This is a genomic window from Stenotrophomonas sp. 78350_Sma, from assembly GCF_056482105.1.
Genome location: NZ_CM151182.1, coordinates 2,330,730 through 2,353,644, shown reverse-complemented (window position 1 = coordinate 2,353,644; position 22,915 = coordinate 2,330,730). Strand labels below are relative to the sequence as shown.

At 66.9% G+C, this 22,915-nt stretch carries 18 protein-coding genes; 4 read left to right on the top strand and 14 right to left on the bottom strand.

Going from position 1 to position 22,915, the window contains the following annotated elements:
- Position 1: 1 nt before the first annotated feature.
- Positions 2-2,305 (top strand): ATP-binding protein, encoded by a 2,304-nt coding sequence (locus ACZK4H_RS10935; protein ID WP_099552239.1) that lies wholly within the window; start codon positions 2-4, stop codon positions 2,303-2,305.
- On the opposite strand, the gene ACZK4H_RS10930 is transcribed toward ACZK4H_RS10935, so the two are convergent.
- The 9 genes from ACZK4H_RS10930 to ACZK4H_RS10890 form a co-directional block, all read right to left on the bottom strand.
- Entirely contained in the window at positions 2,306-3,061 is a 756-nt protein-coding gene (locus ACZK4H_RS10930) for a SapC family protein (RefSeq protein ID WP_099552240.1), read from the bottom strand. It lies immediately after the preceding gene.
- A gap of 110 nt (positions 3,062-3,171) precedes the next feature.
- Positions 3,172-3,444 carry a hypothetical protein gene (locus ACZK4H_RS10925; RefSeq protein ID WP_005409616.1) on the bottom strand — a complete coding sequence of 91 codons (273 nt, stop codon included), beginning with the start codon at positions 3,442-3,444 and terminating at the stop codon, positions 3,172-3,174.
- Positions 3,445-3,693: 249 nt separating this feature from the next.
- Entirely contained in the window at positions 3,694-5,730 is a 2,037-nt protein-coding gene (fusA, locus tag ACZK4H_RS10920) for an elongation factor G (protein ID WP_099552242.1), read from the bottom strand.
- Between the two features lie 428 nt (positions 5,731-6,158).
- On the bottom strand, positions 6,159-6,908 hold the full coding sequence (locus tag ACZK4H_RS10915) for a hypothetical protein (RefSeq protein WP_099552243.1): 750 nt from the start codon (positions 6,906-6,908) through the stop codon (positions 6,159-6,161).
- A gap of 64 nt (positions 6,909-6,972) precedes the next feature.
- A complete protein-coding gene (locus ACZK4H_RS10910) occupies positions 6,973-7,734 on the bottom strand; it encodes a heme ABC transporter ATP-binding protein (protein ID WP_099552244.1) in 762 nt (253 codons plus the stop codon).
- Positions 7,731-8,774, bottom strand: coding sequence for a FecCD family ABC transporter permease (locus ACZK4H_RS10905; RefSeq protein WP_014037165.1), 1,044 nt, complete (start codon positions 8,772-8,774; stop codon positions 7,731-7,733). The genes ACZK4H_RS10910 and ACZK4H_RS10905 overlap by 4 nt, the downstream gene beginning before the upstream one ends.
- Entirely contained in the window at positions 8,771-9,817 is a 1,047-nt protein-coding gene (locus ACZK4H_RS10900; RefSeq protein WP_099552245.1) for a heme/hemin ABC transporter substrate-binding protein, read from the bottom strand. The genes ACZK4H_RS10905 and ACZK4H_RS10900 overlap by 4 nt, the downstream gene beginning before the upstream one ends.
- A gap of 51 nt (positions 9,818-9,868) precedes the next feature.
- Positions 9,869-11,245, bottom strand: a complete 1,377-nt coding sequence (locus ACZK4H_RS10895; RefSeq protein WP_099552246.1) for a YncE family protein — start codon at positions 11,243-11,245, stop codon at positions 9,869-9,871.
- Positions 11,246-11,367: 122 nt separating this feature from the next.
- Positions 11,368-12,396 carry an alpha/beta hydrolase gene (locus tag ACZK4H_RS10890; RefSeq protein ID WP_099552247.1) on the bottom strand — a complete coding sequence of 343 codons (1,029 nt, stop codon included), beginning with the start codon at positions 12,394-12,396 and terminating at the stop codon, positions 11,368-11,370.
- 279 nt (positions 12,397-12,675) lie between these two features.
- Here ACZK4H_RS10890 and ACZK4H_RS10885 point away from each other — a divergent pair, with 279 nt between their 5' ends.
- A complete protein-coding gene (locus ACZK4H_RS10885) occupies positions 12,676-13,050 on the top strand; it encodes a hypothetical protein (protein ID WP_099552248.1) in 375 nt (124 codons plus the stop codon).
- Between the two features lie 72 nt (positions 13,051-13,122).
- Here ACZK4H_RS10885 and ACZK4H_RS10880 read toward each other — a convergent pair whose 3' ends face one another.
- The 5 genes from ACZK4H_RS10880 to ACZK4H_RS10860 all read right to left on the bottom strand — a co-directional run bounded on the left by ACZK4H_RS10880 (position 13,123) and on the right by ACZK4H_RS10860 (position 20,399).
- The gene (locus ACZK4H_RS10880) at positions 13,123-13,512 is read right to left on the bottom strand and encodes a DUF805 domain-containing protein (RefSeq protein WP_099552249.1); all 390 of its coding nucleotides are present in this window, start codon (positions 13,510-13,512) and stop codon (positions 13,123-13,125) included.
- Positions 13,513-13,663: 151 nt separating this feature from the next.
- The gene (locus tag ACZK4H_RS10875; protein WP_239503725.1) at positions 13,664-14,941 is read right to left on the bottom strand and encodes a replication-associated recombination protein A; all 1,278 of its coding nucleotides are present in this window, start codon (positions 14,939-14,941) and stop codon (positions 13,664-13,666) included.
- Positions 14,942-15,213: 272 nt separating this feature from the next.
- On the bottom strand, positions 15,214-15,852 hold the full coding sequence (gene lolA, locus ACZK4H_RS10870; protein WP_099552251.1) for an outer membrane lipoprotein periplasmic chaperone LolA: 639 nt from the start codon (positions 15,850-15,852) through the stop codon (positions 15,214-15,216).
- A 216-nt stretch (positions 15,853-16,068) separates the two neighbouring features.
- Entirely contained in the window at positions 16,069-18,000 is a 1,932-nt protein-coding gene (locus ACZK4H_RS10865) for a DUF3857 domain-containing protein (protein WP_099552252.1), read from the bottom strand.
- A 38-nt stretch (positions 18,001-18,038) separates the two neighbouring features.
- Complete coding sequence (locus ACZK4H_RS10860) at positions 18,039-20,399, bottom strand: DNA translocase FtsK (protein ID WP_099552253.1); 2,361 nt, start codon at positions 20,397-20,399, stop codon at positions 18,039-18,041.
- A gap of 233 nt (positions 20,400-20,632) precedes the next feature.
- Here ACZK4H_RS10860 and trxB point away from each other — a divergent pair, with 233 nt between their 5' ends.
- Positions 20,633-21,604, top strand: a complete 972-nt coding sequence (gene trxB / locus ACZK4H_RS10855; RefSeq protein ID WP_057501125.1) for a thioredoxin-disulfide reductase — start codon at positions 20,633-20,635, stop codon at positions 21,602-21,604.
- A 102-nt stretch (positions 21,605-21,706) separates the two neighbouring features.
- Positions 21,707-22,831 (top strand): GNAT family N-acetyltransferase, encoded by a 1,125-nt coding sequence (locus ACZK4H_RS10850; RefSeq protein ID WP_099552254.1) that lies wholly within the window; start codon positions 21,707-21,709, stop codon positions 22,829-22,831.
- Positions 22,832-22,915 lie beyond the last annotated feature (84 nt).

Sequence of the window (22,915 nt, the reverse complement as noted above, 5' to 3'; positions counted from 1 at the left end):
GATGCGCGATCGACTGTGCACATCCCCCCTCCTGCTGCTGGCGCTCATCCTGCTGCCTGCCGCGTCGGCCGAGGATGCATCGTCGCCAGGATGGGAGCCGGGACGCGAAGTGCGGGTGGCGACCGCGCCATCGCTGCACCCGCTACCCGCCGCACTCGCTGACGGCACCACGTTGCCAAGCCTGGCCCACGGCTACGCCAATCTGGTTGCACGGCGTTCGCAACTGCAGTTCCAGGAACACCCGTATCCCAGCACCGGTGCATCAGTGGCTGCCGTCTGCAGGCGGGAAGCGGATCTGGTACTGGTGATCGGCACCCACCTGCCACCCTCCTGCCCCGGGCTGGTGGCATCCAGAACGTTCCGCGGTGGCAAGACGATGCTCGCCGGGCGCAGCGGCGAACGCCTGCCGCGCGACATCACGGAGCTCGATCATCGAGTCCTGGCCGTGGTCGAAGGAGGACCGTATGCGGAATGGCTGGCGGCGCGCCATCCACACCTCCGCCTGCTGCACCTGGCCGATCGTCACGCCACACTGGCAGCCGTCGAGAACGGTACCGCCGATCTGGCAATCGGCCTGGAAGCCACGCTGCGCCCGCTGATCCGCCGGCATTTCGCCGGGCACCTGCACCTGCAGTCGTTCGACAGTGATTTCTCAACCGACCTGCACCTGCTTGCGCACCACGAAGATCGCCAGCTGCTGGAGCGCATCGAGCGGGCATTGCACGACATTACGCTGGAAGAACATGCCAGCCTGCTGCAGCTGTGGGCCCGACAGGCGGCGCCCCCCTCGGTCGACCACGCCCTGGACTGGATGCGCCAGCTTCCCCCGCTGTGGCTGCCGGCCCTGGCTGCCGCATTGGCAGTTACCCCGTTCCTGTGGCATGCCTGGCACAGGCGCCTGCGTGGTGAAGGCCGCGCTCGTGCCCGCGCGATTGGCATGTTCAGCCACGAAGTGCGCAATTCGGCTCAGACGGTACTGGCCTCGATCGACCTGCTCAGCCAGCCGTCGTCACCCAAGGGGCAGCGCGAAGTGCTGGCGGCCGCACATGCCGCGGGCTCCTCGCTGCGCAGCCTGCTCAATCGCTCGCTGGAATTCTCACGCCTGGCCAGCGGCACCTTCAAGCCGAGCGCACGACCCTGCGACATCGCACGACTCTGCCGCCAATCGCTGGATGCGATTCGCCCCCAGGTTCGGCAGCGCGGGCTGGCGCTTCGCTTCGATTGTCTTCCCGAGCCCTGCCCCATTGTCGCCATCGACCCGGAGGGGCTGCGCCAGATCATCGACAACCTGCTGGGAAACGCACTCAAATTCACCGATGTCGGGGGCATCGAACTGCGCCTTCAACTGACGCCCGGCAACGACCCTCGTGAACTCATGCTGGATGTGATCGACAGCGGTATCGGCATCGCTGCCGAACAACTTGCCGTGCTGTTCCAGCCATTCCAGCAGGGCGAAGACGGCAGGACGCGCGGAGGCAGCGGACTGGGACTGATGATCGCGCATGAGCTTGGCCGCGCGATGGGCGGCAACCTGTCAGTGCACAGCGTCCCCGGGCGCGGCAGTCGCTTCACCCTTCGCCTGCCGGTACGCGCCGCCAGGGCCGGGACCGTGACAGCCGCCGCCGAGGTCGGAACGCCGCTGGGCGGGCTTGAGCTGCTGCTGGTGGAAGACAATGCACTCAATCGCCGGGTCATCAGCGAGCAGCTGCGCCGCGCGGGTGCCGATGTGCACGCCTTTGGCGACGCCACCAGCGCGCTTGCCGAGCAGGCTGTGAGGCCGCGCAGCGTAGCCCTGCTCGACATCGGGCTCGGGGATATGGATGGCTATGCACTGGCCATGCAGCTGCGCAGGCAGGCGCGCAACCCACTGCGACTGATCGCGCTGTCGGCACGCCGTGATCGTCGGCATGTGGCGCGCTGCCGGAAAGCAGGGTTCGACGCCACCCTGGCCAAGCCTCTACAGCTTGAGTCGCTGCTGCGGGCGCTGGAGCTGCCGGTGACCGGACAGGCCATCACAACGGGCACAGCTGCCTGTGACCCTGCCTACATCACGGACATCGGCCACGAACTGGTGCGGATCGAACAGGCCATGGATGAGGCCAGCGCCACTGACCTATGCCATCACGCGCATCGCCTACAGGGGGCCCTGCAGATGTACGGGGCTGCCGCAGAGGCGGACACGGCGGCCGACCTGTGGGCACTGGGTCGCGACGCCACGCCCGACTGGGTCGATGCGCGACGCCTGTTGCGGGTCCTTCAGCAATGGCATGGCTCCCGCACTGCGGAAGCCATGCCCAGGGCCTGATCAGGCCGCCAGACGCTCAACCTGGCGACGGGTCAGGTCGTTGAAGCGACCCAGCGACATCAGGTGCTGATGGATCAGCGCCAGCCAGCCACTGCGATGCCACTCGATCACGGTCGCTTCCGGCAGCGCCACGAACTTCTCGACGTCGACGACCTGGAAGCCATTGAGGTTGAACTCGCGGCCATCCGGGGTACGCACGGTGGCATTGCGCTCGACCAGCAGGCCGTTGTCGATCAGGGCCTTGGAGAAGGCCTGGGTCTGTTCGTGCTCACGGGTGAACTGGCCACAGAACTCCAGCGCCTGCTGCACCATCTCGGTGGCCTTGCCGTCGACGAACAGCGGCTGGCCTTCGTCCCCGCCCTTGACCAAGCGCGAGCTCTCTTCGTCGATGCCCAGCAGGAAATCATTGTCCGAGCCGGTGTCGATGAAGATGAAGGGGTGGCGACGCAGGTAGGCCGGGATATAGGCCTCGTCTTCCCACAGGCCGTCCTTGATGAACAGGTTCTGGTCGGACACGCCAACGGCAGCCATCGGCACCGCGGTCGGGCCAGCGAAGAGGATCGGGAAGTGGTGCAACGCCAGCGAGAACTCGCCGAGCACGAGCGGAATGGCGTTGTTGCCCGCGGCAAACTCGAGCCTGCCCGGCAGGATGCGCAGGTCGGCGTGCACATCGGCCTGCAGCGGCACCGGACGGGTGTAGAACAGGGGGGCGTTGCTCGGCGCCGCTTCGGTGGTGGTGTCGCTGGTGGTGGTCATCTTGGGAACCGTTCGATCATGCGCGCCTGCCATCCCGGGCGCGCCAGCGGGAACAACCTGAATCCCGCATTATCAACAAGCTCGATGACAACGGCCACCCCATCGACGGCCTATTTCAGCTGCAGGGGGTACCGCTGCCAGAGCACATGGACCAGGAAACCGGCCAGTTCGGTGTCGCGGGCGCTGACCGCCGCGCGGATCTTGTCCAGCAGCACCATGTCCGAGCAGGAGCGCACATCGGCGTGGTTGGCCTGCCCCGCCCGGCGCGCACGATAGCGTGCGGCCCGCTGCGCATCACTCATGGCGTACCCGAACTTGGGCGGACGACCGCGCTTTCGCGGCAGGGTCAGCTCCAGGGTTCCGGGGTCTTTGTCATCACGCATGAGAGGGGTGCGGGCGGCGGCGAGCAACGGGGGGTGCGCAATTTATCGTGAGGCATCACTTTAATCCAGCTTTTTCTGCAGTTTTGTTGCGATGCAATGCAAAAAATCGCATCCCGAGGGCCCCATCCACGCGTGGCGTGGATCTACTGCAGAGCTCGCGACCCGATCGCCCGGTAGATCCACGCCATGCGTGGATGCGCGCCCCGAACACAAAAAAGGGGAGCCCGCGAACGGGCTCCCCACCCTTCCTCATGCAACGCGCACCGGCTCGTAGCCGTGCAGGTGCGCCTCACTACTCGCCCGTCCCTGGCTGAGCGAACGCAGCGAGGTGGTGTAACCCACCAGCTGCGCCAGCGGCGCAAAGCCACTGACCTCGGCGCGACCTTCCTGGTCGTCGATGCGGGTGATGCGCCCGTGGCGGCGGTTGAGGTCGCCAACAACGTCACCCACCGACGCCGACGGCGAATGCACCGTCACCGCCATCACCGGCTCCAGCAGCTGCGTGCCACCCTCGGCCAGCGCCGCCTTGATCGCCTCGGCACCTGCGCGATGGAACGCCATCTCCGAAGAGTCCTTGGCATGGGTCTGGCCATCGACAAGACTGACCTCGATGCCGACCACCAGATGCCCCTGCGGCCCCTCCGACAGCGCGGCACGCACGCCCTTCTCCACCGCTGCGATGAAGCTGCGCGGCACCACGCCACCGACGATGCGGTCGTTGAACACCACCTGGTCGTCGTCGCGCGGCGCCACGTCCAGCACCACGTGTGCGAACTGGCCCTGGCCACCGGTCTGCTTGACCAGCCGCCCGACCACGCCGGACATCGCGCGCATCGGTGTCTCCTGGTAGGCCACGCGCGGCGCACCCACGCCGACATCGACCTTCCACTCGCTACGCAGGCGCTCGACCATCACCTCCAGGTGCAGCTCGCCCATGCCCCAGACCAGGGTCTCCGCCGTGTCGCGGTCGGTTTCGACGCGGAACGAGGGATCTTCCTGGGCCAGGCTGGCCAGCCCCTGCGCCATCCGGATCAGGTCGGCCGCACGCGCAGGCTCCAGCCGCCAGGCCAGTACCGGCGCCTGTGCCTGGATGTTCTCCAGGCGCAGCGGCTGTGCACGGCCGCTCAGCGTTTCACCACTGACCGCATCCTTCCAGCCCAGTACCGCGACGATGTCACCGGCCACGGCCTGTTCGATGTCATGGGTCTGGTCGGCCTGCACCCGCACCAGGCGGCTGACGCGCCGCCCCTGCGGATGCTGCGAACTGGCCACCGCGTCGCCCACCTTCAAGGTACCCGAGTACATCCGCACGAAGCTCAGCGCACCGTGCTGCTGATGAGTGATCTTGAACAGCAGGCCTGCCAGCGGGCCATCCGGATCCGGCGGCAGCACCACCTCGCCTTCATCGCTTTCAGCGCTGACGGCAGGGCGATCCAGCGGCGACGGCAGGTAATCGACCACTGCATCCAGCAGCGTCTCGATGCCCTTGTCCTTGAACGCAGCACCGGCCAGCACAGGTACGCCCGCACCCGCCAGCGTCGCCCGACGGATCGCCGCGCGCAGCTGCTCGGCATCGATCACGCGCCCTTCCAGCCAGGCATCGGCCAGTTGTTCATCGTGATCGGCCACGGCTTCGACCAGCGCATCGCGCTGAGCCTGCCACTGCGCGCGCGCCGCGTCGTCCCACTGGGTGATGACCGTCGCCGCACCATCGCGCCACTGCAGTACGCGCTCGTCGACCAGATCGACCCAGCCGTTGAAGCCGCTTTCGCTGCCCAACGGCACGCCCAGTGCCCACGGCCGCGCCCGCAGCTTGTCCTGCAGCTGCTCCAGCACGCGCTCGAACGAAGCGCCGACGCGGTCCATCTTGTTGACGAAGGCGATCAGCGGCACGCGATGGCGGCGCGCCTGGCGCCACACCGTCTCGGACTGCGGCTGCACGCCGTCCACGGCCGAGAACACGGCCACGGCACCGTCGAGCACGCGCAGTGAACGTTCGACTTCGATGGCGAAGTCGATGTGGCCGGGCGTATCGATCAGGGTCAGCCGATGCGGCGGCAGGTCACGCGGCGCCCACTGCGCCTGCACGGCGGCCGCACCGATGGTGATGCCACGCTCGCGCTCGATCGCCGAGAAGTCGGTGGTCGCGTTGCCGTCGTGTACTTCGCCGACACGATGGATCTCGCCGCTTTTCCACAGCAGGCGTTCGGTCAACGTGGTCTTGCCGGCGTCGATGTGGGCAATGATGCCGAGGTTGCGACGGCGGGAAAGGACTTGGGTGTTCATAAAGGGATTCCTGCAAAGCCAACTCCAGGGGCCGCGCACCCCGGTTGGCGACAGGGCACGCGGCTAGCGTTCGGTCTCGGCGATCTGGTGCATGGCACGTTCTCCTTGGCGGTACTGGGTCGAGTCGACTGTCAGTCGACTTGCGGGAAATCAGAAACGAAAAGAGCGCCCCGGAGGGCGCTCTGTCGAAGGTCCAGCGATGGCCGTCTCAACGGCCTCGTGGGGCTCCAGGCAGACACGCCCGTTCCGCGCTTGCGCGGGTCAGGGTGAAAAACTTCAGGAGCGGCATCCGGTTCATGGGGCGCATTCTAGACCTGCCAATCTGGCGCGCAAGTGAATATTGAATGCAAAAATGGAACGATGAGGCCGGCCAGCATTGGGGCCGGATCCCTTTGCCAACGGCAAAGCGATCCGACGCCCTGTCTGCCTTACTTGCAGCCGTGCAGCTTCCGCGCCTCGGCCACCGTCGCAGCCTGGTCATCGCCCATCGAGATCCAGCCCTTCAGCGACATCGATGGATCGACATGCGGCTGGCGTGCGCCGCCACGGACCACGACTTCGGTCCAGCTGCCCACCGGCGCCAGCTCGGACAGGCGTGCCGCCTGGTCGTCCTCGGTGCTGAACATGTCGTCCGGTCCCGCCGGCGGCGTGGTATTCACGGTTTCCGTCTTGCGGGTTCGGACCCGGAGTGCACCGTCCGGCAGCCGCTGGGTGATCACGTCGTAGCGCTCGACGCCATATGCCCACCTGTTTTCGCCAACGCTGCGGGTCTCGCTACCGTCATCAGCCACGGCCACCACCTCGCCTGCCGGCCCGACCACGCCCGCAACAGCCCCCAGGCCTGACATCAGCGCTTGATAGACGATCATCTGCCGCTGCTCGGGGGTCAACGCTCCGGACTTCAGCTTGGCGGCAGGAATCTGCAGGTACGCCGCTTCACTGCACAGCACCAGCACCTGCTGGTCGTCCCAACTCACCGACATTTCCTCGTTGGCGAAGTACTGCGTCTTCATCGACGTCACAGCGGCACCATCGCCACTGGAATGCCGCGTCTCGATCAGCGAAGCGTTCTCGGCCGCGCTGGTCAGCGAAACCTGGGAGGTCGAAGCTGCATTGGCAGCGCACACCGAAGCAATCATCGCAGCAAGCAACACGCTGCGCGTAACGGTACGGAACATGGCATCAGTCCATTGAAGAAAACGAAGCAACCATGATACCCGGAGCAACCTGGCGAGCCTTCGCTCAGGTCACCACCACCAGCGGCACTCCGCGGCGTGGATGCTCCAGTACCACCACATCCTGCTGGTAGACCCGCTGCAGGTTGTCCTCGGTCAGCACCTGCAGCGGCGTGCCATCGGCAGCTACCCTGCCCTGCTCCAGCAACACGATGCGATCGGCATAGCCGGCCGCCAGGTTCAGATCGTGCAGTACCACAATCACACAGGCGCCCGCTTCGGCACAGGCACGCACACTGCGCAGCGTGCGCTCCTGATGGCGCAGATCCAGCGCAGCGGTCGGCTCATCCAGCAGCAGCAACGGCGTATCCTGCGCCAGCACCCGCGCGAACGTGGTGCGGGCGGACTCGCCACCGGAGAGCTGCTGCACCTCGCGCAGGCGCAGGGCCTGCAGTTCGGCGGCATCGATTGCAGCTTCCACCTGCGCGTCGTCCACACGCGGATCCGGCGGATGCGGCAACCGCCCCATCGCCACCACTTCCTCCACGCTGAAGGCGAAACGCACGCCGTGCTCCTGCGGCATCACCGCGCGCTCGCGCGCCAGCGGCCCCGCTTTGTAGCTGGCCAAGGGCTTCCCCAGCAGGCTCACCTCACCCATGTCGGCACGCAGGTCACCGGCAGCCACCGCCAACAGCGTGGATTTGCCCGCGCCATTCGGGCCAACCAGGGCGGTCACCGTGCCCGGCTCGAACGCCAGCGAAATGCCGTGCAGGATCTCGCGCTGCTGGCGGCGCACCACCACCTCGTGCAGCTTCAGCAACACGCTCATGGTGCCGCCTTGCGGCGCTGCTGCAGCACCAGCCAGAGGAAGAACGGCGCGCCAAGCGCAGCCGAGAACAGGCCCAGCGGAATCTCCGCCGGTGGATCCAGCGTGCGGGCGGCGGTATCGGCCACCACGATCAGCAGCGCACCGAGCAGTCCGGACAACGGCAGCAGCCAGCGATGCCCGGGGCCGACCAGCAGGCGTGCCACGTGCGGCACCACCAGGCCAACGAAGCTGATCGAGCCGGCAAAGGCGACGGCCGCACCCACCAGCAGCGCACTGAACGCCACCAGTCGGCGACGCGTGCGTGTAACGTCCAGCCCAAGGTGCTGTGCCTGGCGCTCGCCCAGCGCCAGCATGTCCAGCGGCGTGGCCAGTCGCTGCAGCGCAAACACGCCAATCGCAAACAACGGCACCACCGCCGCCACATCGGCCCAGTTGGCACGCGCCAGCGAGCCCATCTGCCAGAACACCAGCGACTGCAGTTCGCTTTCGCTGGCAATGTAAGTGAGGAAACCAATCAGCGCCGAGCAGAACGCCGCCATCGCAATGCCCACCAGCAGCAGCGTGGCGTTACCGGTGCCCTTGCCCGGCCGGGCCAATGCATACGTCAGGCCGATCGCCAGCGCACCGCCGGCAAATGCGGCCACCGGCACCAGCCAGCCGGCGGCACCGGCAGCGCCCAGCACGATCGCGGCCACCGCACCCAGCGCGGCACCTTGGCTCACACCCACGATGCCCGGATCAGCCAGAGGGTTGCCGAACAGGCCCTGCAGGCTGGCACCGGCCATCGCCAGCGACGCACCCACCATCGCGCCCAACAGCGCACGCGGAATGCGCAGCTGCCAGACCACGGCCAGATCACGGCTGCTGACCGCCTGCGGATCGAGCAGGCCCAGCTTCACCGCCAGCGCCTGCATCACCTCCAGCGGCGGCAACCGCAACGGACCCACGGCGAACGACGCCAGCACCGCCCCCAGCAGTGCCAGCAACGCCACCAGCAACATCGTCCGCCCGCGACGGCGGCGCCGATCCGCCGGACTCATGCCTTCGGCAACGCCGCCAGGGCCTTGGCCAGCGCCAGCGCGCCAGCACCGGAGCCCACACTGGTGTACTTCAGCTGCACATCCGGCATCACCCAGACCCGGTTGGCCTGCCCGGCCGGGGTCTGCTTCAGCGTCGGGTACGCCTTCCACAGGCCTTCGGCACCGCCGAACAGCTGCAGGTCGTGCTCGGTCACCAGGATCACCTCCGGCGCCGCGGCGACCACGCCTTCATTGCTCAGCTGCGAGTAGTTCTTCACCCCCGCTTCGGTGCCGATGTTGACGCCACCAGCCAATGCAATCAGCTGCGCCGACGCGCTGTCGGCACCCGCAACGGTCGGTGAGCCACCGGCACCTGTTGCCGAGACGTGGATCACTCGTGGCGCATGGCCCAGCCCCTTGCCAATCGCTGCAGCCTCGTCGAGCTGACGCTGCACCTGCGTGGCAATCGCCTGCCCTGCCTCGGCCAGCCCTAGTGCGGCGGCGACCTTGCGCACTTTGTCCGGTGCCGGCTGCAGGTCATCGATGACTACCGCCGGCTCACCCACTTCGCGCAGCTTCTTTGCCAGCTCGGTATGCCGACGCAGGCTGTTGCCGAGGAACAGTGAGCCCTTCAGGCTCAGCACGCCTTCCACGCCCGTGGTGCGGTTGAACAGGAACTGGTGCGGTGCGGCCAGGCCGGCCTGGGTAGTGGTGTTGGTCGGCGCAGCGAACACCTGCTTGCCCAGCCCCAGCGCCTCGATCACCGCGATGACATCGTCACCGCCGGCAATGATGCGGCTGGTGTCGGCCACTTCGACGTCGGCGCCATCGTCGGAATGCACCTTGGCCGGCAGCACCGCCTTCTGGTCATGCACCGCCGGCATCCCGGCACCGGCCACGCGCTGCCAGCCTGCCGGCAACGCGGTTTCCGCAGCGGCCGTTGCGGCGGGCGGCTCGGCGGCCTTCTGGCCATCCGGCGGCGTCGACGAACCACTGCAGGCAGACAGCGCCAGCGAAACAGCCAACGGAAGCGCGCACAGGCGCAGACGGGACGCGATGTTCATGGACATTCTCCTTGCTGACGGGGCGACGCTTACGCCGCCCCGCCGTGTGACTTACTGCTTCGGGGTGATGCGGGTGATGCGGTCACCCTTCGGGTCTTCTGCACCGCGCGACTTGTTCACCGCGAACACGTTGCCCTTGCCATCGGCACGGACATGGTTCGGCAGCGTGCCGCCGTCGAGGTTGGCGACCACCTTGCCGTCACCATTCACCACGGTGACGGTGCCGGCGCCGCGGTTGCTGACATAGGCCAGGCCGGAGGCATCATCGAAGGCGACGTTCAGCGCACCGGCGCCGACCGGCACATCGTGCAGCACCTTGCCGGCGGCCACATCGACGATCAGCAGGTTGTCGGTGCCCTGCGAGGCCACGTACAGGCGGTTGCGCGCCGCATCGAAGGCCACGCCGGAGGCACTGATCGAATTGCCCAGGTCGATGACCTTGTCGACCTTGCCACTGGCCACATCGATCACCGCCGCTTCCGGGGTGCCGATGCTGACGGTGAACAGCTTGCCGCCCTTCTCGTCCAGCACCAGGCTCATCGGGGTGAACTTGCCGTCGTCCACACCGGATTCCAGCGTCACTGCCGGCAGCTCCTTGAGGGTCCTGGCATCGAACACCGACAGGTGGTCCTCGCCGGTGGCCGAAGCGAACACCTTGCCGTGGGTGCCGTCAACCACCACGTCGCGCGCATGCGGCACGGCATCGACCGGGAACTGGTGGACCAGCGACAGGTCCTTCTGGCGATATACCGCAATCGAGTTCTGGCGGGTATTGGTCACCCAGACATTGCCGTTGGTGTCATCCACGCCCACGCCATAGACCGCGTACACCGCACCGTTGGTGCTGCCCGGCACCTGCGCCGGGGTGATCGCCTTGGTCACCTTCAGCGACTTCGGGTCCAGCTTCAGCAGCTGCGACTGAGTCACCGGCGGGCGGCCCACGGCCGAGGTCACGAACACCGCGTTGCTGGCGGCGCTGTAGGCGGACTGGTACAGGCCCGGCACCAGCTTGTTGGACTGGGTAACGAACTGCGCCTGGCCGGACAGCGGCAGCTGCGGCGAGACACGCAGCTTCAGTACCGTCGCCGCTGCAGGCTGGCTGGCGCGCACCACCACCGGGTGGGTACCCGGCACCGCGTCGGCCGGAATGCTCAGCTGGGTCTTGAAGTTGCCATCGGCATCGACCACCACCGGCTGCGTGTTGAGCACGCTGTCGCCACGCAGCAGGCTGACCTTCTGGCCCGGCACGAAGCCACGACCGACCACGTCGGCAGTGCTGCCGGGAACCACATTCTCACCGCGCGAGACAACCTCACCCTTGAAGGTGGCGTTGGCCGGCTGATCGAACACCGGCTGCGCGGTGGCGGTCACCGCCAGCAACAGGCCGGCGGCGAGAGAGGTAAGACGGAGAGACGGACGGAACGACATGGAAGGCTCCTTGCACACGTAGGCCGCGCCACGTGGCGCGGGATTCATCGGTTGCCTGGGCCGCTGCACGCCGGCAGCCTCGCCTGGGTAGTGGGGTCGCACGGCATCGCGTGCGAAGGGATTCATTCGGCGGCGTTGTCACCGCCGTTGGGCGCACCGTCACCGGTACTGCGGTCGGTCACGCCGTACAGTTCATGCAGCGCGGCATGGAACGACGCGGGCAGCATCGGGCCGTGGCCGAGGCCGTCGAACTCACGGTACTGCACGCTCATGCCCGGCACCTTGGCCAACCGTTCTGACAACTGCATCGCCGCATCCGGCGTGGCGCCACCGATGCGGCGCAGATGCGCGACCACGCGCGGATTGTTCATGTCACGCTTGCCACGATCGCCAACACGCTCGGCACCGCCCAGCATCAACCAGAGCTTTGCCGGCTGGCCATGCACGTTCTGCACGAACTGCTGTTCCGGATCACCCAGCGCCGCGCCCTGGCTCCACCACAGCGAGGGACTGGCCGCCAGATAGGACTGGAAGGCGGCGGGACGGGTGTACAGCGCATTGAGCACGAACAACCCACCCAGCGAGTGGCCCCACAGCGCTTGCTGCTGCGCATCGATGCGTGCGCGGCGCTCGACTTCCGGCTTGATGCGACGTTCGATCACATCCAGGAAGGCCGCCGCACCACCGCCGACCGCCTGGGTCGTACCGCTTTCGTCGTCGGCGCGATCGATCCATGCGGTGTAGTCGCGGGTGCGCGCCTTGGAGTCGATGCGCAGGTCGTTGTCGTAGCCGATCAGCACCAGCACCGGTGGCGCCTTGCGCGCGGCCAGTTCGGCCAGCAGCGGCTGGTCCAGGACCATGGCGACGGCGTTCCCGTCCAGCGCGTACAGCACTGGGGAGGGCGTCTTGCCGGCCTTGGCCGGGATTGCCAGGTTCACCCGCCAACGGCGCTGCTGGTCCGGGCTGTCCACCACGAAATGCTCGAAGCGATAGCTGGCCGCCGGCTCGTCGAGCACGGTGTGGCCAATCTTCTGCAGCGGATTGCGCTGCTGCGCATGGGCGTACGGGGTGGCCAGGAGCAGACCCATCATCAAGGCGGCCAGGCCGCGGGCCAGCGGACCACGGTGCGAGGGCAGGACGAAATGCTTCATCAGCGGCGGCAGAAGCGGCCCAGGGCCGCCGGTTCACAAGGGACCGCAGTCTACCTTAAACGCGAATGATTATCACATCGATCGAACGTCACGCTGTGTATCACGCGCGCGCATGCCCGGTTGCACAGGAGGCGGCACTTCCCCTATTTTCCGCGCACCGGGGCATTGGATCGCCCCGCTTCCAGCGCAGCCATGGACGGCGGGCACTTGCCGCCATCCGGGTCGCGTTCATCTGCGCACAACCGCCATGGGATTGGATCCCATGAATGTGAGACCCCCTTGAAGCACACCGCACTGATCGCCCTTACCCTCGGCCTGCTTGCACCGTTGGCCGCGCACGCCGCGCAGGATCTGCCTACGCTCTACCAGGCCTATGAAGAGGCCGGCAATTCGACCCTGAGCATGGAAGAGCTCAACCAGACGGTGACCTTCACCGCTGTGGCGCTGGGCGTTTCCAGCAACCTGGCTGGCGAACCGCTCATTGAGGCCGGTGATGACCAGGGCAATGTTCTGGCCCGATTGACCACCTCTGATGACCAGCAGGCCGCCAAGCTGGGCGCCCTGGAAGAAGGCGCCCTCTTCACCGCCAGCTGCACGCTGCAGTTCAGCTCGGGCACGGACTACCTGTCCTTCGGCGATTGCGCCGTCAAGTAAAGACGAAGCCGGCAAAATGCCGGCTTCATTTACCCGCCCTGCTGAGTCGAGCCATGCTCGACTCATGCAGCATCACGGCCCCGCAGGCACCGGACCATAAATGTTCTCCTGCGGCGTGCCCGGCAGCAGCGCGAAGATCATGATCACGATCCCGCCGCCCGGCACCAGCGCCAGCAGGAACAGCCAGCCCGACTGGTTGCAATCATGCAGGCGGCGTACGGTCACCGCGATCAGCGGCACGATCGTGACCAGCCACATCACACACAGCAGCACCACCATGCCGATCAGGATGCCTGCCAGCGCATCGGCACTGTTGCGCAGGAGGATCGCCAGCACGCCGGCCAGCAGCATCACCGCGGTTGCGACCAGGAACAGGAACAGCTGGTACATCCAGTACTCGCGGCGGTTGGCACGGCCCTCGAACTGGGCATAGCGCTTCAACGGCAGAATCATTTCCTGCACGGCATCGATCCTTGAAAAAGTGGCCGCGCAGTGTGCCAAATGAACGCACGCAGGACAATGTAGCCGAGCCATGCCCGGCTGCTGTTCCAGAAGACACCCGTAACCCGCGCAAGTGCGAAGTCGAGCATGGCTCGACGCTACAGAAGCCGGGTCAGCGGCCCTTCGCGGCCCTCGCCGCCTCGCGCTCGGCACGCAGCCGGTCCAGCTTTTCCTTCAGCTTGATCTCCAGCCCGCGCGGCACCGGGTTGTAGTACACCCGCTCGCCCATCGCATCCGGGAAACCGGTCTGGTCCAGTGCGATGCCGCCTTCGGCATCATGGTCGTACTGGTACTCGGCGCCGTAGCCGAGCTCCTTCATCAGCTTGGTCGGCGCATTGCGCAGGTGCAGCGGCACCTCTTCGGTACCGCTCTCGCGCACGTCGGCCTTGGCCTGGTTGAAGGCCGCATAGCCGGCATTCGACTTGGCGGTGCTGGCCAGGTACAGCACCAGCTGGGCGAAGGCGAGCTCGCCTTCCGGGCTGCCCAGCCGCTCATAGATGTCCCAGGCTTCCAGCGCCATGCTCTGCGCGCGCGGATCGGCCAGGCCGATGTCCTCGATCGCCATGCGGGTCAGCCGACGCGCCAGATAGGAGGGATCGCAGCCACCATCGAGCATGCGGGTCAGCCAGTACAGCGCGGCATCCGGGTTGGAGCTGCGTACCGACTTGTGCAGCGCCGAGATCTGGTCGTAGAACTGCTCGCCCCCTTTGTCGAAGCGGCGGGTGCGATCGGCCAGCACCTGGGTCAAGGTCTGCGGGGTGATGCGGCCGCCCTCGCCGCCTGCCAGCTCGGCGGCGATCTCCAGCAGAGTCAGTGCACGGCGCACGTCACCATCGGCGGCGGTGGCGATTTCCAGCAGCAGTTCGGGCGCGACCTCGATGCCCTCTTCGCCCAGGCCGCGCTCGCGATCACCCAGCGCACGTTGCAGCGCCTCGACGATGTCAGTGGGCGAAACGCCTTCCAGCACGTGCACGCGGCACCGCGACAGCAGCGCCGAGTTCAGCTCGAAGGACGGGTTTTCGGTGGTGGCGCCGACGAACAGGATGGTGCCGCGTTCGATGTGCGGCAGGAACGCATCCTGCTGCGCCTTGTTGAAGCGGTGCACCTCATCGACGAACAACACGGTGCGCCGGCCTTCGGCGAAGCGCTGCGCGGCTTCGGCCAGCACCTGGCGCACTTCCGGCAGACCGGACAGTACGGCGGAGATGGCGCGGAACTCGGCATCGGAATATTCGGCCAGCAACAGCGCCAGCGTGGTCTTGCCGCAGCCCGGCGGCCCCCACAGGATCATCGAGTGCACGCGGCCGGATTCGACCGCGCGACGCAGCGCGCTGTCCGGCGCCAGCAGGCGCTTCTGCCCGACCATTTCGTCGAGGGTGCGCGGGCGCATGCGCTCGGCCAGCGGGCGCAGATGTTCCCGATCGACGCTCAGCAGATCGGGGCCGGGGAAGGAAGTTGAACGATGTCTTGCCACCCGCTCATTGTACCGCGAGCGCGTGCCAACCAAGGTTGGCGCCCACCAGCGCCAGGCCTCAGGAACCGGTAGAGCCGGCCGCTGGCCGGCTGATCAAGAAAGTGTCAACCAAGGTTGACACCCACCAAGGCGGTGCCGGTTGACACCCACCAGGGCAGGTAGCGCCGGGCCATGCCCGGCGACCGGAATCAATTACCGATGACGTCGGTGCCCTTCGGCGGGGTGAAGCTGAAGGTGCCCGCGGCGAAGCCGGGGTTGCGCTTCCAGCCGCTGAAGCTGATCACGGTGCGCTGGCCGACGGCGTCGGTGATCTCCATCCTGGCCAGGCCCTGGGCATTGAAGCCCAGCGCGGCGTACTGGAAGCTGGCTTCGGTTTCGCGCTTCGGCGACAGCGACAGCCACTGCAGGCCGTCACGCTGTGCGGCTTCTTCGCTGACGTCGTACTGCTGCTCCAGCAGCGCCGGATTGATCAGTGCGGTCAGTGGGCTGTTCTGCTCTTCCTTGCCCTGCTCGCGCACGGTGGCCTGCTCCAGGTCCGGTTCGTACATCCAGACCTTCTTGCCGTCAGCCACGATCAGCTGCTCGTGCGGGCGCACGTACTCCCAGCGGAACAGGCGCGGCGCCGACAGCGCCACGCGGCCACTGGTCGATTCCTTCACCTTGCCGCGGCTGTCGAACACCTGCTGGCTGAACTGGCCATCCAGGCCCTTCAGGCCACTGGTGAAGGTCTTCAGGTCATCGCGGGCACCGGCCCAGGCGCTGCCGGCGGCGGCGCAGGCCACGGCCAGGGTGGTGGTGGCAAGGAAACGGCGAAGGCGGACGTTCATGCGGAGATCCTGTCGGCACGCAGGCCAGGAAAGTTGGATACGAGTGTGCCCGGAACAAGCTGAATGGGCGATCAGGGCGTCATTATGACGCCCCGATCGTCGAACGGCGATGCACGCACGATGACGATTTCATCCACGCGTGGCGTGGCACTACTGCCACCCAGTAGTGCCGGGCCATGCCCGCCAGGCGTTGCGCCATCCATGCGCGGCGTGGATCTACTTCAGCTTGCCGTACAGCACCTGGCCGCGGAAGCCGCGCCGCACTTCGCGGTACAGCGCGCGGAACGCGGCGTAGTCCTGCGGCTGGCACAGCGCCTCCGGCCCCCGCACCGCGTTCTGCTGCAGGCGATGATGCACGGTCACCTCCTGCCCTTCGCGACTCCATTCCACCCGGTACTCGCCGGCGGCGTTGGCAAAGCGCTGGCTGGCCGGGACCGCGATGATCGGCGCGTTGGCCGGGAACTGCAGGCGATAGGTTTCCTCGCGCAGACTGGCATTGCAGTAGAACGGGGTCTCGTTGGCCGGCGCCGAGGCGGTGGCATACAGCCCACGCACCGACTCACCACCCGGCGGGTCCGGCACGGCCATGCCGCCGGCCACGCTGAAATCGGCGTAGTCCTCCGCCTGGAACCCCATGCGATAACCGAACGGCCGGGTCAGGTCGACCGGCACGCCCTGGATCTGCAGCTGCCCTCGCCCGTCGAAACCGGAGGCAGCCATGATCTGCTCTTCAGCGCGCGCGCGGTTCTGCGCGTTGAGCTGGGAGAACTGGGCGCGCATGCCGATCTCGGCGTTCTCGCCCAGTTTCGGAATGGTCTCGCCGCGCAGGTTGCCGTTGGCGTCGAAGGTGAAGCGCACCTCCATCGAGGTTGCATTGCGCTCCGGCGTGTTGGCCGGGGTGCGCGCCAGCGTGGCATCGCGCGTCCGCATCACCGGCGCACCCAGATCCCCTTCCGGCAGCTGTCCGAAACGCGCCCACGCGGTGGTCGAATCCAGGTACAGATCAAACTCGGGAATGTAGGTGATGGCGTGGTTGAAGCGGCCCAGCACCGGGATCTTCGGCAGGGTCGGACCGCCGCCGGCACCAATCAGCACCGGCGAACTGGCAATGCCCTTGGCCGCCAGCAGCGCCTCCAGGATCGTCACATGGTCCTTGCAGTCACCGTAGTGGTTGTCGAGGATGCTCTGCGCACTGTTCGGCTCCAGGCCGCCATTGCCCAGATACACGGCCACGTAGCGGATGTTCTGCGCCACCCAGCGGTAGAGCGCATCGGCCTGCTCGCGCCGGTCGCTGATGCCAGCAGTGATCTCATCAGCCAGCGCCTGCAGCGCCGGGGTCACCTCGGCCGCCGGGCCGGCCTTGAGCTGGTAGGCGCGACCCATCTGCGACCAGTCACGATACGTGCTGGCCATGATGTTGGGGCCGAACTCCCAGCCCGCCGCCGACCAGTTCTGTGCCGGCATGGCTTCGCGCCGCTGGTAGCGCCAGCGCCACTGCGCCTGTCCGTTCTTCACCGTCGGCCGGTCGCTGCCCTGTACGCCACGGCTGTCGACGAACATCGGCAGGCTGGCCGGCGCGCTGAGGGTGACTTCGGCGTCCTCGTACTCGGTGAAGACATTGAACGTCTCCCACAGGCCGAAGTAGCCCGGGAAGTACGGCGTGGCCTGGGTGCGACGCACCTGGTAGTACAGGCGCGTGCCCGGGGCCAGGTTCGGGAACACGATCACCCGCACCTTGCGATCGGCATACATCGCCGCCGAGGCGCTGGAGTAGCTCTCCTGGGTGTAGATGCGGTCGGCCGGCACGTCGCGGCGCTGGCCGTCGGCGGTGATGGTGTAGGCGCCGAGCACTTCCAGCGTCTCCATCTTCTCGCTGTAGCTCAGCCGCACCTGGCTGAACTGCTCGACGGAGGCCTTGGTCTTGAGCAGGACTTCGTAGGTTTCGGTCTGCACATTGCCCGCGTCCGGCCGCACCTGGTAGTCGGCGCGGTAACGGACAATGCTGAAATTGTTGCTGGCTTCGGTATCGCCGCTGGTGGAAGGCGGCGCCGTGGCGGGCGCGGAGGTGGCGGTGTCTGCCAGTGCCGGGCCGGCAGCCATCAAGGCTGCCAGCGCCAGTGCCAGCGCGCTGGGTACGGGGTGAAGCATGCGTCGGTTCCTTGGACGTCGTGGGGGTACGTCGGGTCTTACTTGGGCGGCGGCGGTGCCAGCACCGTGCGGTCGCCATTGTGTTCGGGCGCACTGACCACGCCGGCCGCTTCCATGGCCTCGATCAGTCGCGCCGCGCGGTTGTAGCCGATCTTCAGCCGGCGCTGCACGCCGGAGATCGAAGCACGGCGGGTCTCGGTGACCACCCGCAGCGCTTCGTCATACAACGGGTCGGACTCGTCGCCGGCAGAACTGTTCTCGGGCAGGCCGGTGGCGCCGACGACCACGCCGTCACCCATCGTCTGCACTTCGTCCAGCACGCCGTCGACATAGTCGGCCGGGCCCATCGCCTTGAGGTGTTCGACCACGCGGTGCACTTCCTCGTCGGAGACGAAGGCGCCGTGGACGCGCTCAGGCATGGCCGTACCCGGCGGCAGGTACAGCATGTCGCCATGGCCGAGCAGGGTTTCCGCGCCGGACTGGTCGAGGATGGTGCGCGAGTCGATCTTGGAGCTGACCTGGAAGGCGATGCGGGTCGGGATGTTGGCCTTGATCAGGCCGGTGATCACGTCCACCGACGGGCGCTGCGTGGCCAGGATCAGGTGGATGCCGGCCGCACGTGCCTTCTGTGCCAGGCGCGCGATCAGCTCTTCCACCTTCTTGCCGACGATCATCATCATGTCGGCGAATTCGTCGATGAAGATGACGATGAACGGCAGCGTCTCAAGCGGGCGCGGCGCCTCGCCCAGCTCGGGGTTCGGCTTGAACAGCGGGTCCATCAGCGGCTGGCCGGCGTCCTGGGCTTCCTTCACCTTCTTGTTGAAGCCGGCCAGGTTGCGCACGCCCACCGCGCTCATCAGTTTGTAGCGGCGCTCCATCTCGGCCACGCACCAGCGCAGGCCGTTGGCAGCCTCCTTCATGTCGGTGACCACCGGCGCCAGCAGGTGCGGAATGCCCTGGTAGACGCTCAGTTCGAGCATCTTCGGGTCGATCATCAGCATCCGCAGGTCTTTCGGCGAGGCCTTGAACAGCAGGCTCAGCACCATGGCGTTGACCGCCACCGACTTGCCCGAACCGGTGGTACCGGCCACCAGCAGGTGCGGCATGCGCGCCAGGTCGGCCACGGTCGAGCGGCCCGCGATGTCCTTGCCCAGCGCCAGGGTCAGCACGCTGGCCGACTTGTCGTACTCCTTCGAACGCAGCAACTCGGAGAGATAGATCATCTCGCGGGTGACGTTGGGGATTTCCAGGCCGATCACCGACTTGCCCGGAATGACGTCCACCACGCGCACCGACTTCACCGACAGGCCGCGCGCGATGTCCTTGTCCAGCGAACTGATCTGGCTGACCTTGATGCCCGGCGCAGGCTCGATCTCGAAGCGGGTGATGACCGGGCCGGGGTTGGCACCGACCACCTGGGCGTCAATGCGGAAATCTTTCAGCTTGAACTCGATCTGTCGCGACAGCGCGTCCAGCGTGTCCTTGTCATAGCCCACCGGCTGCGGCTTGGGGTCATCCAGCAGGGCCAGCGGCGGCAGGTCCGAGCCATCGCCGTTGACGCCACGGAACATCGGGATCTGCGTGTCACGCTTGGCCCGGTCACTCTTCTCGATCACCGGCTCCGGGCGCGGCTCGATCTTCACCGGCTCGCGCTTGGCGCGCACTTCGGCGTCGGCCTTGCGCACTTCCTGGCGCTCCTCGCGCATCACCCGCGTCTGCTGCCACTCGGTGACTTCTTCCTTCTTGCGCGCCAGCAGCGGCGCCAGCGACATCACCCCGCGGCCGATCTTCTCCATCACCGTGAACCAGGACAGCCCGGTGGCCAGGGTGATCGAAGCCAGCAGCAGCACCAGCACGAACAGGTTCGCGCCCAGCGCGCCGAAGCCCACCGTGAGCGAGTTGCCGACCAGCTTGCCGAGGATGCCGCCGGCACTGGAGACATCGCCACTGAACAGGCGCACGTGCAGGAAGCCGGTGCCGGCGATCAGGAAGCCGACCAGGCCGACCAGGCGCAGCGCCGGGTCCAGGTCGTTCTCGCCCTTGCTCTCGCGCTTGAGCCCGAACATCGCGATCCACGCCAGCGCGCCCAGTACCACGGGCAGCAGGAAGGCGATGTAGCCGAACAACTGCAGCAGCACGTCGGCGATCCAGGCCCCGGCGCGGCCGCCAAGGTTGTGCACCGGCGCGACCACGCTGCCGGTATGCGACCAGCCCGGATCAGTGGCTGAATAGGTGAAAAGACTGGCCGCCAGGTACAGCAGGGCCGGCGCGATGGCGATCAGGCCCAGATCGCGCCAGAGGCGCTGGCGGCGTGGATTGTCGGTCGTCGCCGCCGCAGCCGTGCGACGTGACGCCTTGCTGTCGTCGGACTTGGAGCGTTCGGGGACCTGCTTCGCCACCTTAGACCATACCTTTGGAATGCGCTGTTAGTGATTGATAATAAATGAGACGGCGTCAGTTTTCAGTTATGCGACATCCGACAGGGCATTCAGAGCGCCGGAACCACCGCTGGATGACGGCGTTCTGTTCATCGGCTTGAATCGCCCTGCCCCAGCCGCCACTCTATGACCTGCCACGGATGCTGCGCAAACATCGCCAGCGCCTTGTCCCATCTACCTTTTCGCGAGTTTACATGAGCACCAGCCTGCCCTCCCGCCACCAGCGCCTCGTCATCCTCGGTTCCGGCCCGGCCGGTTGGACCGCCGCCGTCTACGCCGCCCGCGCCAACCTGAAGCCGGTCGTCATCACCGGCCTGCAGCAGGGTGGCCAGCTGATGACCACCACCGAGGTGGACAACTGGCCGGGTGATGCCCACGGCCTGATGGGCCCGGACCTGATGGCGCGCATGCAGGCCCATGCCGAGCGCTTCGAGACCGAGGTCATCTTCGACCACATCCACACCGCCGACCTGTCGCAGCGCCCGTTCAAGCTGATCGGCGACAGCCACGAGTACACCTGCGATGCGCTGATCATTTCCACCGGCGCCACCGCCAAGTACCTGGGCATCCCGACCGAGGACGAGTTCAAGGGCCGCGGCGTGTCCGCCTGTGCCACCTGTGACGGCTTCTTCTACCGCGACCAGGACGTGGTCGTGGTCGGTGGCGGCAACACCGCCGTGGAAGAGGCCCTGTACCTGTCCAACATCGCCCGCAAGGTCTACCTGGTCCACCGCCGCGACACCCTGAAGGCGGAAAAGATCATGCAGGACAAGCTGTTCAAGAAGGTGGCCGAAGGCAAGATCGAGACCGTCTGGCACCACCAGGTGGAGGAAGTGCTGGGCAACGACGCCGGCGTGACCGGCGTGCGCGTGAAGTCCACCCTGGACGGCAGCACCCGCGATATCGACGCCCACGGCTTCTTCGTGGCCATCGGCCACCACCCGAACACCACCCTGTTCGACGGCCAGCTGGCGATGAACAACGGCTACCTGGAAATCCGCTCGGGCCTGGGCGGCAATGCCACCCAGACCTCGGTGGAAGGCGTGTTCGCCGCAGGCGACGTGGCCGACCAGCACTACCGCCAGGCGATCACTTCAGCCGGCTTCGGCTGCATGGCCGCACTGGACGCCGAGCGCTACCTGGACGCACAGGGCAAGGCCAGCTGAGAGGCTGGCCCGCTTCTGTAGGGTCGAGCCACGCTCGACTCCGGATAGAAGGCCGACGCCAGTGCGTCGGCCTTTCTGTTTCATCTGCCCTATCCTTTCCCCATGCCCTCCCCCCGCTTCCTCGACTCCCTGCAGTCCATTCCCGCCACCGACTGGGATGCCCTGCACGACGGGCAGAACCCCTTCGTCAACCACACCTTTCTCTCAGGCCTTGAACAGCACGGTTGCCTGCGCGAGGACTGGGGCTGGCAGCCCCGGCATTTCACGCTGTGGGAGGGCGGCACTCTGGTCGGCGCCATTCCGGGCTACCTGAAGACCAATTCGCACGGCGAGTTCGTGTTCGACCATGCCTGGGCCAACGCGTATGCCCGTCATGGCCGCGACTACTACCCGAAGTGGCTGGGCGCGGTGCCGTACTCGCCAGTCACCGGCCCGCGCCTGCTGGCCCGTCACGATTCAGAGCGCGCCGCATTGCTGTCGGCATTGCGCGAGGCGCTGCCGGCACTGGACGTGTCCTCGGCCCATATCAACTTCCACACCGCAGTGGACGAGGCGCTGTTCGGCGATGACTGGCTGCTGCGCGAAGACGTGCAGTTCCAGTGGCAGAACCCCGGTGACTGGGCGACATTCGACCAGTTCCTCGGCGCGATGAACCACAAGCACCGCAAGAACATCCGCCAGGAACGGGCCAAGGTCACCCGCCAGGGCATTACCTTCCGCGTGGTGCACGGCGATGAAGCCAGCCGCGCAGACCTGCAGGCGATGTATCGCTTCTATCTGCAGACGTTCCTCGAGTACGGCAACGCCCCGGCGCTGACCGAGGCCTTTCTGCGCCATCTGGCCATTTCATTGGGCCGCGGGCTGGTGCTGTTCCTGGCCGAACAGGACGGCGAGCCGATTGCCGGCGCGCTGTGCCTGCGCGGTGGCGACACGCTGTATGGCCGCTACTGGGGTGGCGCCACCCTGCCCGGCCTGCACTTCGAGGCCTGCTACTACCAGGGTATCGAATACTGCCTGCGCGAAGGGCTGACCCGTTTCGAACCGGGTGCACAGGGCGAGCACAAGCTGGCGCGCGGTTTCCTGCCGACGCTGGTGCGCAGCCGGCACTGGGTGGCTGATGCGGATTTCGCAGAAGCACTGCAGGACTGGTGCCGACAGGAGCGACGCGATGTGCGGCGCTACCAGCAGCAGCTGCAGGGACATGGGCCGTTCCGCGCAGAGCCGTAGAGTCGAGCTTGCTCGACTGGCGCGGTGCCGAAAAGCGCGCCAACCGCGGTTGGCCCCTACCAGGGCAATGAGGCCTGCCAACCA

Coding starts and splice junctions, on each gene's coding strand:
- ACZK4H_RS10850 (WP_099552254.1), top strand. CDS start 21,707: ATGCCCTCCCCCCGCTTCCTCGACTCCCTGCAGTCCATTCCCGCCACC.
- ACZK4H_RS10915 (WP_099552243.1), bottom strand. CDS start 6,908: ATGTTCCGTACCGTTACGCGCAGCGTGTTGCTTGCTGCGATGATTGCT.
- ACZK4H_RS10910 (WP_099552244.1), bottom strand. CDS start 7,734: ATGAGCGTGTTGCTGAAGCTGCACGAGGTGGTGGTGCGCCGCCAGCAG.
- lolA (WP_099552251.1), bottom strand. CDS start 15,852: ATGAACGTCCGCCTTCGCCGTTTCCTTGCCACCACCACCCTGGCCGTG.
- ACZK4H_RS10930 (WP_099552240.1), bottom strand. CDS start 3,061: ATGACCACCACCAGCGACACCACCACCGAAGCGGCGCCGAGCAACGCC.
- ACZK4H_RS10900 (WP_099552245.1), bottom strand. CDS start 9,817: ATGAACATCGCGTCCCGTCTGCGCCTGTGCGCGCTTCCGTTGGCTGTT.
- ACZK4H_RS10895 (WP_099552246.1), bottom strand. CDS start 11,245: ATGTCGTTCCGTCCGTCTCTCCGTCTTACCTCTCTCGCCGCCGGCCTG.
- ACZK4H_RS10935 (WP_099552239.1), top strand. CDS start 2: ATGCGCGATCGACTGTGCACATCCCCCCTCCTGCTGCTGGCGCTCATC.
- ACZK4H_RS10925 (WP_005409616.1), bottom strand. CDS start 3,444: ATGCGTGATGACAAAGACCCCGGAACCCTGGAGCTGACCCTGCCGCGA.
- ACZK4H_RS10865 (WP_099552252.1), bottom strand. CDS start 18,000: ATGCTTCACCCCGTACCCAGCGCGCTGGCACTGGCGCTGGCAGCCTTG.
- ACZK4H_RS10890 (WP_099552247.1), bottom strand. CDS start 12,396: ATGAAGCATTTCGTCCTGCCCTCGCACCGTGGTCCGCTGGCCCGCGGC.
- ACZK4H_RS10905 (WP_014037165.1), bottom strand. CDS start 8,774: ATGAGTCCGGCGGATCGGCGCCGCCGTCGCGGGCGGACGATGTTGCTG.
- trxB (WP_057501125.1), top strand. CDS start 20,633: ATGAGCACCAGCCTGCCCTCCCGCCACCAGCGCCTCGTCATCCTCGGT.
- fusA (WP_099552242.1), bottom strand. CDS start 5,730: ATGAACACCCAAGTCCTTTCCCGCCGTCGCAACCTCGGCATCATTGCC.
- ACZK4H_RS10875 (WP_239503725.1), bottom strand. CDS start 14,941: ATGCGCCCGCGCACCCTCGACGAAATGGTCGGGCAGAAGCGCCTGCTG.